Raw genomic sequence first — 15,156 nt, 5'->3', positions numbered from 1 at the left:
CCGTTTTTTTGCTGGCGATGCCGGTAACATGAGACTCCATAAGGTGTACGCTAGTGAGTATGTTACCGGATCGCCCCAAAAGATGGCGTACTAATAATATTGCTTCATCTGGAAAGAACTATGCTGCCTACCGATTCCGCCCTGGTCCTGTTTAGCGGAGGTCAAGACTCCACCACCTGCCTCGCCTGGGCGTTGAAACATTACGCGCGCGTTGAAACCATTGGTTTTGACTATGGCCAGCGCCACGCGGTCGAACTGACTGTGCGTCCGACACTGCTGCAAAGCCTGCGCGAACAATCATCCGACTGGAACGCCAAGCTGGGTGAAGACCACATGATCGACCTGTCGCTGATTTCGGCTATCTCGCAAACCGCGATGACCCACGATATCGCCATCGAAACGCAAGCCAATGGCCTGCCGAATACCTTCGTCCCGGGCCGCAACCTGCTGTTCATGACCGTTGCTGCCACCGTGGCCTATCGCCGCGGCCTGACGGTGCTGGTGGGCGGCATGTGCGAAACCGATTTCTCCGGCTACCCGGACTGCCGCGACGACACCATGAAGGCGCTGCAGGTCGCCCTCAATCTCGGCATGGACACCCGCATCAAGCTGGAAACGCCGCTCATGTGGCGCGACAAAAAGCAGACCTGGGAACTGGCGCAGGAACTGGGTGGCCAGCGCCTGGTGGACCTGATTCGTGACGGCACCCACACCTGCTACCTCGGCGAGCGCGGTGCGCTGCACGATTGGGGCTATGGCTGCGGCACGTGCCCGGCCTGTGCGCTGCGCGCCCGCGGTTATCACCAGTACGTGGGCACCGAGGTGTAAATGCTCACCAACCCCCAGGCACGGCTGCGCCGTTTGCTGCAGGATCTGCTGTCACCAGCGATCTTGCCGGCATTGGTGCTGAGCGGCTGCCTGGGTGTGACGGCGGTGTTGTGGCATAGCGCCACCGCCGATGCGGAGCAGGATGCGCAAGCCGATTTCGATGGCCGTGTGCGTGAACTGGTGAATAACCTGGACCAGCGCATGCAGACCTACGTACAGGTGCTGTATGGCGTGCAGGGTTTGTTCACCAGCTCCCAGCACGTCGACCGCGACGAATTCGAAACCTACCTCACCGGACAGGACCTGGATCACCACTTCCCCGGCATCCACGGCGTCGGCTACATGCAGCTGATCGGCACCCACCAGCTGGACGAGCACGAGGCCATCGTGCGGCGCAGCGGCTATCCCAGCTACCACGTGTTCCCGCGCAGCGCGCGGCCGTGGCATGCGCCCATTGTCTACCTCGAACCGTTTAACGAAAACAACCGTCTCGCCTTTGGTTTTGACGCCGCCTCGGAACCGAGCCGCCGCGCCGCGCTGGAGCAGGCGCGCGATTCCGGCCAGCCGGCCATGAGCGCCAAGGTGCGGCTGGTGCAGGAAGCTGGCACGCCGGAGCAGGTGGGCTTTTTGATGGTGCTGCCTTTGTATAACCATCCGCAGCCGACCCACACGCTGGCGCAGCGCCGCGCCGCCATCAGCGGCTGGGTGTTCGCACCGTTCCGCACTGGCGATTTGATGGCCGGCCTTGGCGGACCGCGCGCCGCCGCGCTGGATGTGGAAATCTACGACGGCGACGCCGTCTCGCCGGAAGCGCTGATGTATGACAGCGTGTCCAATGCCGGCGCCAAGCTGCGCTCCACACTGCAGCAGATCAGCACCGCCAATCACCGCTGGACGCTGCGCATCTCGATGCTGCCCGTACCGGCATCGGCGCGTAGCGACAAGGCACAGCAGATTGCCGCTGCCGGCATAGCACTCAGCATGCTGCTGGCGTGGCTCACATGGCTGCTGGCGCGCGGCCGCGTGCGCGCGCGCGAAGGGCTGGAACGCAGCCACGCGCTGGCCGAGGAACTCAAGGAAGGCCAGGCCACGCTGATGGTGATGGCCGACAGCGCGCAGCGCAGCCAGGCGGTGTTGCGCAGCATCCTGGACTCTACTATCGACGGTATTTTGGTCGATAACCTGCGCGGCACGGTGCTCAATTCGAACCGGCGCTTCCGCGAGTTGTGGAATGTGCCGGAGCAGCTGGACTGGCAAAGCGACGGCGCGGTGCTGATGACGCATATGTGCGCGCAGCTGCGCCATCCCGAATGCGGCCTGCGGCTGGATGAACCGGCGCAATTGACGCTGCCCGGTGTGCAACGCGGCACGCCGGTAGAGGAGGAGCACGAAGTACTGCACCTGAAGGATGGCCGGGTGATCGAGAAGACCACCCGTGGCCTGCACCTGGGCAGCGAGCCGGCGCGCATCTGGTCCTTCCGCGACATCACTGAGCGCACCCGCATCGAACAGCGCGAGCAGACCCGCCGCCATGTACTGGAACTGCTGGCCACCGGCGCACCGCTGCAAACCATCCTGGAAAGCGTAGTGCAGGGCGTGGAGGCGGACAACGAGGAGATGCTGTGCTCCATCCTGCTGCTCGACGAACATGGCGAGCATTTGCTGGTGGGCGCGGCGCCTAGCCTGCCAGCCTTCTTCAACGCTGCGATACACGGCAAGGCGATCAACAGCGGCGTCGGCGCCTGCGGCCAGGCCATCCTCACGCGCAGTCGCGTGATCGTGGAAGATATCCGCAGCGCCCCTTCGTGGGCCGAGTACCGCGACCTCGCCATGCAGGCCCGTTTGGGCTCGTGCTGGTCCGATCCCATCGTCAGCACCAGCGGCACGGTGCTGGGCACTTTCGCGATTTATCACCGCGATGCGCGCTTGCCCAGCCTTGCGAATATCGCCCTGATCGAGCAGGGTTCGCGGCTGGCCGGCATCGCCATTGAACAAGCGCAGGCTGCGGTGGCCTTGCGCGCGGGCGAGGCGCGTTTCCGCAGCCTGTACGACCATGCGCCGGTGGCGCTGTGGGAGCAGGACTGGTCGGCATTGCGCAGCGCGCTGGCGGAATTCGAGCTGTCCGGCATCGACGACCTGGCTGCGTACTTGCAAGCCAATCCGAGCCAGCTGCGGCGGCTGGCGTCGCTGGTGCGTATCATGGACGTGAACGCGGCTGCGCTGGAGCAGGTGGCGGCGCCGCCGGGCCGCAAAGACCTGGGCCGCCTGACGCTGGCGCAAAACTTCGACGCCGCCGCCATGCCGAATTTTGCCCGCGCCGTCACCGCGCTGGCGCAGGGCCAGCACTTCTTCGCCTGCGAGGGCAGCTTCGAGCGGCTGGATGGCGTGGCCCGCCTCAACGAACTGACTTTGCTGGTGATGCCGGGCCATACCCATAGCCTCGATTTCGTGATCGTCTCGACGCTCGACATCACCGAACGGCGGCGCATGGACGATGAGCTGCGCGTGCTGGCCACCACCGACTTCCTCACCGGCCTGCCGAACCGGCGCGAATTCATGGGACGCCTGCAGGAAGAAGAGGGCCGCTTGCAGCGTGATATCGGCGCCTGCGCGGCGGTGCTACTGCTCGATATCGACCACTTCAAGCGCATCAACGACGAATATGGCCACGCCGCCGGCGACGCCGTACTGCGCCAGCTGGCCGATTTGATGCGCGAAGGCCAGCGCAAGATCGATATGCTGGGCCGCATCGGCGGGGAGGAGTTTGCGGTGCTATTGCCCGGCACCGATCTGGATGCGGCGGCGGTGTTCGGCGAGCGCCTGCGGCAGCGGGTGGCGCAGACACCGATGCAGCTGGATGACGGCCTGACGCTGGACATCACTATCAGCATCGGGATTGCGGCGATGGGCGGGAAAACCCCGGGCGGCGATCCTGCTTTGATCCGCGCCGACCAGGCTTTGTACTGCGCCAAGCGCGGCGGGCGTAACCGGGTGGAATTGATGGATGTGGAGGCGGATCGGCCGGGGCTTCAAGTCCCGGCCGCTTCCGGTTGAAACCTTAGACTGGTTGTTCCAGCATGGCTTGCTGGCGCAGCTTGCGTGGGCGGCTGACCAGCAGCCAGTACAGGCCGATCGGGATCAGCAGCGGCAGCAGCAGGGGCGAGACCGCCGCCACGGCCACCACAGCTGCCAGCGCCACACCGAACACGGCCAGGATGCCGAGGCTGGCGAACAGCACGCACAGGAAGATCGCCACGCACACCATCACCACCGCCGCCAGCAGCATGCCCATGCCGCCGAACATCACGCCCAGCACCGCGCCCAGCGGGCCGTTGAATTCATCGCCGTCGATGTTGACGGACATGCCGTCGCCGAAGATCGACTGGCAGGCCATCGTGGCCAGCAACAGGATCAAGGTAGCGAGTATCAGTTTTTTTGCGGTGCTGTTCATAGCGTTCCCCGGTGTGTTTTGTTGATGGTTGAACTGTACCGGCGCGGGCCGGCACGGGCCATCGGATTGCGACGAAGTGGCGGATTGGCGGGATGGAACGCCTGCCAGCGAAGACAAGCGGTGAAGGGCTGAGAACGGACCTTGATTTAAAGTTATGGTGGTCTAAACTGATAATCTCACTTGCACATGGAGGGCATCAACATGGCTTGGCTAGCATTGAGCGAGGGGCAATCGATCCCTTCCTCCCGTCCAACGACGAGGCGCCAGCGTAGCGCCCAGCGCCTCTCAGGTGGTCCCAAAGGTCCGCCGTCGGCGCCTCCAACGATACCGCCGATCATCATCACGCCATTCAGCTACCAGATGCCGGAGCCGGCGATTGACCCGCGCATCACGCCGCTGAAGCCGCCCATCACCGAGCGGCCGCCCTGCATGACCTGTTGAGGTTGCCAAGCGCCAAAAGAAAAAGCCCGCTGCTGCGGGCTTTTGATGTTTTGCACGCTTATGCGCGGCGGCGCCGTGCCGCTACACTCACCAGGCCGAGGCCGGCCAGCAGCATGGCATAGGTTTCTGGTTCCGGTACGGCGGCGATGTAGGAGTGGTTGTCGGTCTCGAACGCGTCCTGGTTCGAGCTGAAGGTCACTTTGGTGATCGGCGCGGCGCTGTAGAAGTTCATGTAGAAGCCTACGCCCTGGTTGCCGTCCACTGCCACGCCGGCTTTCCCTGCCATCTGGGTGCCGGTGATGGTCTCCGCACCTGCACTGGTGTAGAAGGTGACGGTGTTATAGGTGTCAGGCGAGCTCATGTAAAAGCCGAAGTAGCTGACGCCGAGGCCGCCAAAGGTCACGCTGGACGAAGATACCTGCCCGTGCGAGGTGCCGACCGAGAAGAAGTCGGTGGTGTCGTTGAACGGCTCAGCGGCATAGCCTGAATTACCCGGGGCGGCGATCAGCGCAGCGGCGCTGTCGTAGGTGGCAAAACCGGTCGGCAGCACCTGGCCGTCGAAGGTATTGGTGACCAGGCCAGGGCCCGGGTTCAGCGAAGTCAGGCCCGACGTGGCGTTATAAGTCACGGTAGCTTGGGCGCCGAGCGCGGCGCCTGCCAGGCTCAGGCCCAGCAAGAGTTTGGCGATGGTCATGAACATTCCTCTATTTTCATTTGGAAACGGGTAATTGCAAATTAATAATAGTAATGATCAGGATGCAATTCTATTTGAGTTTTAGAATGTTTCGTCGGTAAAAGTGTCTTTTAACGTAAAACTGTTAAAAATTATGACGCCAGCCCAGTACGGCGCCCTTGAGCGTGGCGCCAGCTTGCGTGCCCAGGCTATTGATCGCGAAGTCCGTCACACCGTTGCGCCGGTTCGACAAATGGCTGTAGTAGGCATAGGCAGCGGTGCGCTTGGAGAAGCTGTACTCGTAGCCAGCGGTGGCGTGGGTGGCGCCGGTTTCCGCACCCTTGCGAAGGTAGCCGATGGTGGCGCCGTCCGGCGCACTGCCGCTGCCATCGCCCGCATGGCCGACGCCCAGCTTGAAGCCGTGGCGGCCACGCTGGTGAGTCAGTGAGAGGTAGAGGTCGCTGCGCTCCAGCGTGCCGGCAGCGGTCTGGTAGCGCAGCCGTTCCGCCGCCAGCGCCACACGGGTGTCGCCGTAGCGGTAGGCGGCCGCCAGCTTGGCGGCACTGTCGTTCAGGCCCACGCCCTGGTATTCGTGATGGCGTTCATAGGCGGCGCTGGCATACCATGGGCCTTGTTCGTAGATCACGGCGCCCGAGCTCAGGGACGGCTTGGCGCCATTGGGCGGGCGCTCTTCGCTGACGCCTTGCGCCACGCGCAGTTGCAGGCCGTTCCAGAGCGGCGTCCAGTAGTGCACGCTGTTTTGTTGGCGGCGGTCGAAGGAGGCGGTGTCGCTGGTGTTGTTGACGGTGGCGGCGGCGCCATTGCCCATGATGCTCATGTAGCCGGCTGTGGTCGGGTACCAGGGATCGAGTCCGGCGGTGGCGCCGTTGTAGGGCGTCACCCAGTTGCCCGCAAACAGGGTGCCGGCCGGGCTGCTAATGCCGATGCGGGTGTCGCGCGCGGCCGGGCTGCCGGCGCCGGTGTCGGGCGACAAGGTGCCCTCGATCTGGAACAGCGCCTTGAGGCCGCCGCCGAGGTCTTCCTCGCCGCGGAAACCCAGCACCGAGCGATTATTGCTCAGGCGAGCGACGTGGGTACTGTCGTTTTGCAGGCTTTCCAGCCCGACATTCAGGCGGCCATAGACCTGGATAGCGTCTTGGGCAGAGGCGCTGCCGCACAGGGCGGTGAGCAGGGCGGGAAGAATTTTGCGCATGGTTGCCGGGTTCCTATTGTTGTTGCGGTGTGAGCCGCTTATTATTCCACCCCGACTTTTCTTTCGAAACGACCATAAGTATGAGCAACGATTACCCCGATTCAGATGACGGCGCCCCGGTGCAGGAAGACCGCCTTTGGCAAGGCAACGGTTGGACCGCGCGCGTGATTAAAAACGACGATGACGACGGCTGGGCCGTGGCCATGATCAAGGATGGCGAACCGGAACCGGCGCTGGTCGGTCCGTGGACCATGGGCCGCGACAAGAAAAATCCCAAGCCGCTGGACGTCAACGCCTTCAACACCCTGGTCAAGACCGCCAACGAAGTGATCCGCCGCCACGAGCAGCAGCTGCACGCGCAGTTGCACAAGAACGTCACGGTCGGCACTGACGACGGCCCGGTCAAGGTCTGCCTCGACATTACGCCGGACGAGGACGACCCTTACGCCACCCTCAGCGCCTTCGACCAGTACGGCGAAGAGCTGGCCAAGGTACGGGTTGCACCGACCTTTAAACTCAGCGTAACAAGCGCTTCCGCATGGATAGAAAACGGCTTCCGTAGACCCTAGGAAACGTGTAAATGGATGTCCTGGTGTTGAAAGGCTGGTCGGTGCGCTGGCTGCGCGACGACAGCGCAAATCGCAGGACCTGAGCTAAGCTGAGCTTCACGCCCCGCTTCACGGTGCTGGCCCAGCGGGGCCCTACCTGCTAGTATTTCCTATGCGCATGCCTCACATGGCTACAAACATAGGAAAATTGATGGAAAGTCGACTCTCCCGGCTGGAAGCCGTTCAAACTGTATTGCTCGAAATCGGGCAGAAATCCAGTAGCTGCACCGATATCAGTGAATTCCTGCAGGCCGTGCACGCGGCGCTGGGCCGCATCATGTATGCCGCCAACTTCTTCGTGGCGCTGAGCGACCATGAAAAGCCCGCCAATATGGTGCGCTTCGTCTACTTCGTCGACGAGCTGGACGAGGCGCCCAACCGCGACGAACTGTTTGAACTGGTGGCCGGCGAATCGCCGACTGCCGCCGTGATCCTGAGCCGCGAAGCCATCGTCATGACGGCAGCCGAGCACCATTCCAAACGTGAAGACAACGCCGGCTTCGGTATCGGCACGGTGGCCGAGCACTGGATGGGCTGCCCGCTGTTCGACCACAACCACCAGGTGCTGGGTGCGGTGGTGATCCAGAGCTACGACAAGCAACACACTTTCAGCGATGAAGACCAGGCGCTGTTCGCGTCGATCGCCAACCACGTCTCCAGCGCGCTGCAGGGCTTGCAGAGCATGGACCGGCTGGAGCGCGCAGTGCAGGAGCGCACCGTCCAGCTGCAGTACGAGGTGGCCGAGCGCCGCCGTGCCGAAAACATCCAGCGCGGCCTGTATGAGCTGGCCAATCTGTCGGCCACGGCCACCGGCGGCAGCCGCCTGAATATGCGCTTGCACCAGATCATCAGCGAGCTGGTGCCGGCCAAAAACTTCCTGATGGCGCTGTACCATCCGGACACGCAGGAAATCAGCATCCCGTATTTTGTCGATGAAAAGGACGAGCATGCGCCGGTCAAGCGCTTCGACTATGGCGTCGGCATGTCCTCGTATGTTTTGCAGCGCAAGCAGGCCATGCTGCTGGACCGCGCCAGCTTCCAGGCGCTGATCGATACTGGCGAGATGGAGCATCCGCTGGGCCACACCGGCATCGCCAGCTGGATGGGCGCACCGATGCTGCTGGGCGACCAGGCTTACGGCGTGATCATCGTGCAGAGCTACGACGACAGTGTGCAGTACACCCAGGCCGACCTGGAGATCCTGGCCTTCATGGCCAGCCACGTGGCGGTGGCCATCGCCCGCATGCAGGCCGACCGCCAGATCCGCCTGTCGAAGGAACAGCTGGAAGAGCAGAACGCCGCGCTGGAAAGCGCGCTGACCTCGCTGAAGGATGCGCAGGGCGAACTGGTGCGGCAGGAGAAGCTGGCCTCGCTGGGCCGCCTGGTAGCTGGTGTGGCGCACGAAATAAACACCCCGCTGGGGATCTGCGTCACCGCCACCAGCCACCTGGTGGAAGAGCTGAAGCTGACGCGTGAAGAGATGGCCAACGGCACGCTGGATGAAGATGGCCTCAACCAGTTCTTCGACATCATCGACCAGTCGCTGAAAATCATGACCACCAACACCCAGCGCGCGGCAGCGCTGGTGCGCAGCTTCAAGCAGGTGGCGGTGGACCAGTCATCGGACGACATCCGCAGCTTCAACCTGCGCAAATACCTGGACGAAGTGCTGCTGTCGCTGCAGCCCAAGCTGAAGGGCAAGCCGATCCACGTCGAGATTCAGTGCGAAGACCAGATCAACATGGCCAGCTTCCCCGGCGCCATTTCGCAGATCGTGACCAATATGGTGGTCAACTCGCTGGTGCACGGCTTTGAGGAAGGGCAGTCGGGCAAGATCAAAATCAGCGGCAAGGTCGATGGCGATTTTGTCGATTTCGAGTACAGCGACGACGGCGCCGGCATGGACAGCGGTACCCTGGCGCAGCTGTTCGACCCTTTCTTCACCACCAAGCGCGGCTCGGGCGGCAGCGGCCTCGGCGCTCACATCCTGTACAACCTGGTGACCGGTGCGCTGGGCGGCACGGTGAAAGTGGTGAGCGCGCCGGGCATGGGCTTGCATTACAAGCTACGTTTCCCAAAAATCAAACGGAAGTAGGACAAGTTTAACGAGAAGGCTGGCTGCGTCGCCTGTATCAATTGACCAGCCTCTCGAGAGACTTACCATGTTTTCCATTTCCGCCATCAGCTCCTCTTCTTCCGCGTCCAGCGACGCCTATCAGGATTTCCTGCAAAAGAAGGTGGAACTTGCCAAGAAAAACGCCGCAGCGCTGGATGCGTTGTCGCAGCGCGCCGACCAGGACCAGAAGGCGCTGGCAAGACAGCGCGTGGTCGAAATCAAGAAGGAAATTGAATCGCTGAGGAAGATGCTGGCGCTGTTTGGCGGCAAGGACGCCAAGGCCCTGTTGCAGCAACTGAAACAGCTGGCCAGCCAGCTCAAGCAGGCGTCCGGTATTCTGCGCGCTACGCCTGACAGCAGCGTGCCGGATGACCCCTCTGCCGGCAAGGACAGCTCCGACGGCTATGCCGCCTACGCCGAGCAGCAAGCCTCGGCCGATGCGGAGGCCGCCGGCTCCACCAATGTGCAGATTGCGCCGCCGGATATGCAGCGCGCGGAAGACGATAAATTGCTGGAAGGTGCTACCCAGGCGCTCAAGTCGCTGAAGTCAACGGCTGAGCGGCTGGTGAAGCAACAGGAAGGCCGCGCCTGAGTTACTTGGCCTTGCTGATTTCGATTTCCCAATCCACGCCGGAATCCACCTTGTACTTGGCGGCGTAATTGCCCTGGCTGATGGCCACCGCCACTTCCAGCAGGCTGTTCAGGTAGACCAGCGGTTTGCCCTTGGCCACGCCGCCAAAGGTGTGTTCGAACGGTGCCACCACCTTGTTGATCTCTTTGCCCTTGTGCAGGATGCGCACTTGCACCTTGTCGTGCACGCCGATATTCAATTCCGCAAACAGCGACTTCGGAATATTGGTCCACACATTGCCGTACTTAACGTCCAGCACCGGGATGATGCCGCGGATGGTGTCACCATTGCGCACCGCTTTTTGATACTGGATCTTCACCACCGAATCGCTCGCCAGCAGCGGGCCCACTTGCTCGTAGCTGATGGCGCCCGACGCCAGGCGCGCGCCGACATAGGCGTACACGTCGCGGCCGTGGAAGGTGTAGGACTCGCCGGAGCCGGCCAGGCGGTTGACCTTCTCATCGATCTCGCGCAGCTCGGCCACGCCGTCGCGCTCGGCGATCAGGGTGAACTGGCCATTGTCCGGGCCGACGAAGTAGCGGCCGGCTTTGGTTTTCAACACCACTGACTTGCGCGCAGTGCCCACGCCCGGATCGATCACCGACACAAACACCGTACCTTCAGGCCAGTAGTTCGCGGTCTGGAACAGGCGGTAGCCGCCGACCCAGATGTCGTAGTCGGGAATGTTGTGGGTCAGGTCGGCCACCGTCAGGCTGGCATCGACGCCATAGGCCACGCCGCGCATGGCGGACACGGCGCCGTCGGAGGTGCCGAAGTCGGTTTGCAGCACCAGCGCGTTTTTGGCGGCGAAGGCCGGCGAGGCCAGTGCGGCGCTCAGGGCAAGGGCGGTCAGCAGTTTTTTCATGGTTATCCTTGTTTAGAAAGTGTAGCGAATGCGGCCGTAGAAGTATGCACCGTTCACGCCGATCGGGTTGATGAAGTTGTAGGGCAGGGCGCCGCCGTAGGTGGCGTTGTTGGTCTCGCGCACGCGCTGCGGGTAGCGGTCCAGCAGGTTATCGGCTCCGATGGAGGCGGTCAGCTGCTTGGTCAGCTTGTATTGCGCTTCCACGTCCAGCGTCCACACGGCGCCGAAGCGCTGGGCGTGGACGCCGTCGATGACTTCGGCATCTTCGTCATACGAGAAGTCTTTCAGCGGGCCGAAGCGGGTGGCGCGCGCCAGCAAGCTCCACTGCGCGGCCTGCCAGTCGGCGCCCAGCACCAGCTTGTTCTTCGGCGAGGCATTGCGGATGCGGAACAGGCTGGTGTCGGTCAGCACGGTCAGCGTTGGATCGATCTTGGCCAAGGCCGCCGAGCTTTGGTGCACGGCATCGATGCCGGTGTGGTTGAGGTTGAGTGCTGCGCTCAGGTTCAGCTTGCCGCCGGCCAGTGGCAGGTCGTGGTTCAGCACTGCGTCCAGGCCGCTGGTGGTGGTGTCCAGCAGGTTGGCCAGGTAGGCCACCGACTGGATGTCGTTGCGGCCGATGCTGGCGAGGTAGGCGGTGGCCGCATCGCTTTGCAAATCGCTGGTGCGGGTGATGCGGTCCTTGATCTTGATGCGGTAGCCATCCAGCGTGAAGCTGGTGTTGCGCGCCAGCTTCCATGCCAGGCCCAGCGACAGGTTGGTCGACTTCTCCGGTTTCAGCGCCTGCGCGCCGAATGCGCGCGCCAATGGATCGCTGGCCGGCAGCAGCGAGGCGGTCTGCAAGCCGCTGCCGTCGCTATTGAAGTTGAGCGTGGAGAAGCGGAAGCCGGTCTGCACCAGCGCCGGCGCGCGGAAGCTGTTCGATACTGAGCCACGCAGCAGGAAGTTATCGGTGAACTTGTAGCGTGCCGACAGCTTGCCGGTGCTGGCGCTGCCGAAGTCGCTGTAGTCCGAGTAGCGCACGGCTGCGCCTACCAGCAGCTGCTTGCTCAGGTCGCTTTCGACGTCAGCGTACACCGAGCTCAGATGGCGGCTGCCGTCAAACGCGTCTTGCGGACGCAGGCCCGGGCCCGCTTGTGCGCCCGGCGGTGCATCAGTGACCGGACCGGCGGCGTATGAGGCAGCATCGCCTGGCGAGCTGGTGTAGGTCTCGCGGCTGTATTCCGCGCCCACGGCCAGGTTGACTGGCACGCCGCCGAAGTTGAGCTCGCGTGTCAGGTCGGCGTTCAGCGCATCCTGGCGATAGTCGAAGGTGGCGAGGTGGAAGCTGGTCGGGCTCTGCGCACCCAGTGAGGCGTTGGCCGAATTGCTCAGGTCGTAGTGGAAGATGTTGCCGCCATGGCGGGCGCTCAAGTCCCAGTTCCAGGCGCCGCTGGCAATGCGCAGGCCGGCCACCACGCTGACGTCGCTCTGGTTGCCATGCGTGACCGGGCGGTAGCCGTTAGGATATAGCGCCAGCACGTTCGATGGATCGCCCGGATAGCGGAAGTAGGCGCTGCCGTCCGATTGGCGCTTGTTCAGCGTAGCGAATGAGTAAGCGTCGACTCCCTCGCTCAACGGCAGCAGCGCGTTGTAGAAGGCGTAGTTGTTATGTGATTGCGAGTCGCCCGATTTGAACACCACCTTGTGATCGAGCGCGAGGTCGGCCGGAGTGGAATTCCACGAAGTCCAGCCCGCATCGCTGAAGCCGGCGCGCTGGGTTGGATTGCGGCTGCGGCTCTCGGCGCCGAAGCGCAGGAAGCCGGCATCGCCCAGCGGCACACCATAATCGGCGTTGACGATCTTGGTCTGGCCGTCGGTCTTCTTCTCGTTGGTCGGCTTGAAGTCGGTGTGGTTGGCGCCGTAGCTGACCGAGGCCGAGCCGCCGGTGCGCTGCTGCTTCAGCACGATGTTGATGACGCCGGCCACGGCGTCGCTGCCGTACTGCGCACCAGCGCCGTCGCGCAGGATTTCAATGTGATCGATGGCGCCTGGCGGAATCGCGTTGACGTCGACCGGCACGGTGCCGGCAAAGCTGCTCTCGGTATCCAGCACGGCGCTGGCGTGGCGGCGTTTGCCGTTGATCAGCACCAGCACCTGGTCGGGCGCCAGGCCGCGCAGCTGCACGCCGCGCACCGAGTCCGACGCGCCGCTCGATTCAATCCGTGGAAAATTGATGGATGGCGCCAGCGCCTGCAAGGCCGCGCCCACTTCGCCGCTGGACAAGGCGTTCTCCACTTCGCGCGCGCCAAAGCGGTCGATCGGCACGGCGGAGTCGAACACGGTACGGTTGCGCGCGCGTGAACCGACGATGGTGACCTGGTCGATGGCGGAAGTGTCTTGAGCTTGCGCGGCTGGCAGTGCTGCCAGCACTTCGGCTAACAGCAGGAGAGGAGGGAGTACGTGTTTGTGCATCGCGATTTCCTTGCGTGGTCTGGTGAGGCAGACCACGATCTTACGGGCAAGGAAATCGACTTCCTACGATCAATTGCAAATATGCTTATTCAATCAGGCAAGCGTTCATTGATGGCAAGTGCCTTGTCGATGTTCTTGATTAGCAGATCGACATACACCGGATCCAGATGATGGCCGGACACTTCGCGCAGGTGCTCAACCACCTTCTCGATCGGCCACGCTTCCTTGTAGCAGCGCTTGTGCATCAGCGCGTCGAACACATCGGCTACGGCAACGATGCGCGCGTACGGGTGGATGTCATGGCCCTTCAGGCCTTGCGGATAGCCGCTGCCGTCGAATTTTTCATGGTGCTGGTGGGCGATCACGGCGGCCGCTTTCAGGATCGGGCGCTGCGAGCCATCGAGGATGGACAGGCCGACCGCCGGGTGCTGTTTCATGATTTCCCATTCGGCTGCATCGAGCTTACCCGGCTTGAGCAGCACCGCGTCTGGCGTGGCGATCTTGCCGATGTCGTGCATCGGCGCGGCGTGACGCAGCACGGCCACTTCGTCCTCCGGCAGGCCGGCTTCCAGGGCCAGCAGGTGGCACACTTCCGACATGCGGCGCACGTGGTTGCCAGCTTCGTTGGAGCGCGATTCGACCACGTCGCCGAGGCGCAGGATCAGTTCGGCCTGGGTGTCGGTGATTTCCTGATTCAGCAGGATGTTGTCGAAGGCGATGGCAACGCCGGAGCAGAACACTTCCAGCAGCTTGGTGTCGATGTCCGAGATTTCTTCCACGCCCTTCAGCACCAGCAGCGAAGCCTTGCCGCTGCTGTTGGGGAAGTAGCCGATGTAGGTGTCGCCTTCCACGCGCGAGATCTTGTTGCTCTTGGCGGCGTCCAGCTGGGCCATCACTTCCGGCGTCAGCAGCGAGCCTTCCTCGTCGCCGATCTGGGCCAGGATTTCGTATTCGTTCTCGCCGCTGATGGCGGTGGCGCCGCGCAGGCGCAGCAGCATGCTGTGCTCAAGGCGCAGCAGCGCTACCACTTGCTGCAGCAGGCCGTTGGCGAAGTCTTTCAGGTTGCGTTGCTGGAAGATGTGAGCCGAGGCGGCAATCACGCGCTCCAGGCCTTCGCGGTAGTTGATCTGGGCGCGGTGCGCTTCTTCCACCTTCATGATGTCGCGGTAGGCGCGCAGGGCAGCGAAGGTGGTGGTGAACAGCTTGGTGCGGTCCAGTTCGGTCTTTTCTTTGTAATCGTTGATGTCGTAATTGACGATCACGCGTTCTTCCGGCGCCTGGCCGGGCTGGCCGGTGCGCAGCACGATGCGGGTGAACTGGTTGTCGGCGTCTTCGCGCATCCAGCGCGCCACTTCGAGGCCGCTGTCTTCTTTTTCCATCACCACGTCGAGGAACACCAGCGCGATGTCGGTCTCGCGCGCCATCACTTCCTTGGCTTCGGCGCCGCTGTAGGCGTGCAGGAAGGTCAGGGCACGGCCGTCGAGGCGGAAGCGGCTCAGGGTCAGCTTGGTGATGTCATGGATGTCCGGTTCGTCGTCGACTAACAGAACTTTCCACGGTGCTAACTTGGGCGAAGCAGAAGACAAAAAAGACATATGAACGAGTTCCGCAAAATGACACGACAGAGATGAATTTTCCGATTGTAGTCTGACCCACAGCCATTAACAACAGGCAATAAATATTCCCGTTGCTCTGCACAACACTTGATGAGAATTATTGTACGCCACAGTACTTTGCGACGGCGCGGCGTTAGTCTTCTGTAACGCGCACGGCACTCACAACAATACTTCGTTTTTGGCAATATTGCTATCGAAAAACAAAGATTTTTTGAAATTCTATTCGCCGGTGTGGCTACAATGGTTGGCGGGTAGTTATCACG

12 protein-coding genes are annotated in these 15,156 nt (G+C 62.6%); 6 read left to right on the top strand and 6 right to left on the bottom strand.

Translation table 11 applies throughout. The annotated features are described in order from the left end of the window. The first annotated feature begins 120 nt into the window (after positions 1–120). Together queC and GTP46_RS00610 are read left to right on the top strand one after the other, a co-directional pair. Complete coding sequence (gene queC, locus GTP46_RS00615) at positions 121–828, top strand: 7-cyano-7-deazaguanine synthase QueC (protein ID WP_161004713.1); 708 nt, start codon at positions 121–123, stop codon at positions 826–828. Further along, positions 829–3,882, top strand: a complete 3,054-nt coding sequence (locus tag GTP46_RS00610; RefSeq protein WP_161004712.1) for a CHASE domain-containing protein — start codon at positions 829–831, stop codon at positions 3,880–3,882. It abuts the gene before it with no gap. A 4-nt stretch (positions 3,883–3,886) separates the two neighbouring features. Here GTP46_RS00610 and GTP46_RS00605 read toward each other — a convergent pair whose 3' ends face one another. Then, on the bottom strand, positions 3,887–4,279 hold the full coding sequence (locus tag GTP46_RS00605; RefSeq protein ID WP_161004711.1) for a hypothetical protein: 393 nt from the start codon (positions 4,277–4,279) through the stop codon (positions 3,887–3,889). Positions 4,280–4,480: 201 nt separating this feature from the next. Between GTP46_RS00605 and GTP46_RS00600 the strand changes: the two genes are divergently transcribed. Then, positions 4,481–4,720 carry a hypothetical protein gene (locus tag GTP46_RS00600; protein WP_161004710.1) on the top strand — a complete coding sequence of 80 codons (240 nt, stop codon included), beginning with the start codon at positions 4,481–4,483 and terminating at the stop codon, positions 4,718–4,720. Positions 4,721–4,778: 58 nt separating this feature from the next. On the opposite strand, the gene GTP46_RS00595 is transcribed toward GTP46_RS00600, so the two are convergent. Both GTP46_RS00595 and GTP46_RS00590 read right to left on the bottom strand, forming a co-directional pair. After that, on the bottom strand, positions 4,779–5,414 hold the full coding sequence (locus GTP46_RS00595) for an Npun_F0296 family exosortase-dependent surface protein (RefSeq protein WP_161004709.1): 636 nt from the start codon (positions 5,412–5,414) through the stop codon (positions 4,779–4,781). 124 nt (positions 5,415–5,538) lie between these two features. Next, entirely contained in the window at positions 5,539–6,606 is a 1,068-nt protein-coding gene (locus GTP46_RS00590) for a porin (protein WP_161004708.1), read from the bottom strand. Positions 6,607–6,686: 80 nt separating this feature from the next. On the opposite strand from GTP46_RS00590, the gene GTP46_RS00585 reads away from it, so the two are divergent. The 3 genes from GTP46_RS00585 to GTP46_RS00575 all read left to right on the top strand — a co-directional run bounded on the left by GTP46_RS00585 (position 6,687) and on the right by GTP46_RS00575 (position 9,922). Beyond that, positions 6,687–7,175 carry a hypothetical protein gene (locus GTP46_RS00585; RefSeq protein WP_161004707.1) on the top strand — a complete coding sequence of 163 codons (489 nt, stop codon included), beginning with the start codon at positions 6,687–6,689 and terminating at the stop codon, positions 7,173–7,175. A 190-nt stretch (positions 7,176–7,365) separates the two neighbouring features. Further along, a complete protein-coding gene (locus GTP46_RS00580; RefSeq protein ID WP_161004706.1) occupies positions 7,366–9,309 on the top strand; it encodes a GAF domain-containing sensor histidine kinase in 1,944 nt (647 codons plus the stop codon). A 67-nt stretch (positions 9,310–9,376) separates the two neighbouring features. After that, entirely contained in the window at positions 9,377–9,922 is a 546-nt protein-coding gene (locus GTP46_RS00575) for a hypothetical protein (protein ID WP_161004705.1), read from the top strand. A gap of 1 nt (position 9,923) precedes the next feature. Here GTP46_RS00575 and GTP46_RS00570 read toward each other — a convergent pair whose 3' ends face one another. The 3 genes from GTP46_RS00570 to GTP46_RS00560 all read right to left on the bottom strand — a co-directional run bounded on the left by GTP46_RS00570 (position 9,924) and on the right by GTP46_RS00560 (position 14,872). Further along, on the bottom strand, positions 9,924–10,826 hold the full coding sequence (locus tag GTP46_RS00570; RefSeq protein ID WP_161004704.1) for an SAM hydrolase/SAM-dependent halogenase family protein: 903 nt from the start codon (positions 10,824–10,826) through the stop codon (positions 9,924–9,926). A 12-nt stretch (positions 10,827–10,838) separates the two neighbouring features. Continuing rightward, positions 10,839–13,277, bottom strand: coding sequence for a TonB-dependent receptor plug domain-containing protein (locus GTP46_RS00565; protein WP_161004703.1), 2,439 nt, complete (start codon positions 13,275–13,277; stop codon positions 10,839–10,841). Between the two features lie 89 nt (positions 13,278–13,366). Further along, positions 13,367–14,872 (bottom strand): response regulator, encoded by a 1,506-nt coding sequence (locus tag GTP46_RS00560; protein ID WP_161004702.1) that lies wholly within the window; start codon positions 14,870–14,872, stop codon positions 13,367–13,369. Positions 14,873–15,156: the final 284 nt, after the last annotated feature.

Origin of the sequence: Duganella flavida (assembly GCF_009857445.1) — a bacterium.
Lineage (GTDB): Bacteria > Pseudomonadota > Gammaproteobacteria > Burkholderiales > Burkholderiaceae_D > Rugamonas > Rugamonas flavida.
The sequence above is the reverse complement of the archived record's forward strand: the minus strand, read 5'-3'. Positions and strand labels throughout refer to the sequence as shown.